This is a genomic window from Nocardiopsis salina YIM 90010 (assembly GCF_000341025.1).
Taxonomy (GTDB): domain Bacteria; phylum Actinomycetota; class Actinomycetes; order Streptosporangiales; family Streptosporangiaceae; genus Nocardiopsis; species Nocardiopsis salina.
Map to the genome: position 1 here is coordinate 1 of NZ_ANBF01000231.1, position 685 is coordinate 685.

A 685-nucleotide genomic window follows, 5' to 3' on the forward strand; every position below is an offset into this window, starting at 1 on the left:
GCCCTACCTGACCGAAGCCACACAGGAGGGTCTGAAGGCCCACGTGGCGGCGGTACTGGAAGCCACGAGCACCGGGGTGATCCTCTACAACCGCGCCAACGCCGTCTACGGGGCCGACACGGTCGCTGAACTCGCCGAGGCCCACCCCAACCTGATCGGCTTCAAGGACGGCATCGGCGACTTCGAACAGCTCGCGCGGGTCCGCTCGGCCAACGGCGACAGGCTCTTCTACCTGGGCGGTCTGCCCACCGCCGAGACGTTCGCCCTCCCGCTGCTGCAGGTCGGCATGAGCACGTACTCCTCGGCCATGTTCAACTTCGTGCCGGAGTACGCGCTGGAGTTCTACCGCGACGTGCGGGCACAGGACCAGCAGGCCGTGCAGCGCAAGCTCACCGAGTTCGTGCTCCCGTACCTGGACATCCGCGACCGCGGGAAGGGATACGGGGTGTCCATCGTCAAGGCGGGGCTGCGCGCGGTCGGCCGCGACGCCGGGCCGGTGCGCCCGCCCCTGCGCGACCTCTCGGCGGAGGAACAGGCGCGTTTGAACTCGCTGGTCGAGACGGTCGCCGCGGTCGGCGCCTAGACACACCCCCGGGATCTTGCTACCAGAGCCGGGTTCAGCGCCGATATTGACTCCAGTAGCAAGATCTACTGGGGATCATGGTGAGTGTCGGGGAGGGTTTCG

Annotated in this window: 1 protein-coding gene; it reads left to right on the forward strand. The window is 67.7% G+C overall.

The annotated features are described in order from the left end of the window. Positions 1–583 (forward strand): dihydrodipicolinate synthase family protein (locus tag D474_RS30065; RefSeq protein ID WP_017616290.1); only part of this gene is annotated, 583 nt, incomplete at its 5' end. Between the last annotated feature and the right edge of the window lie 102 nt (positions 584–685).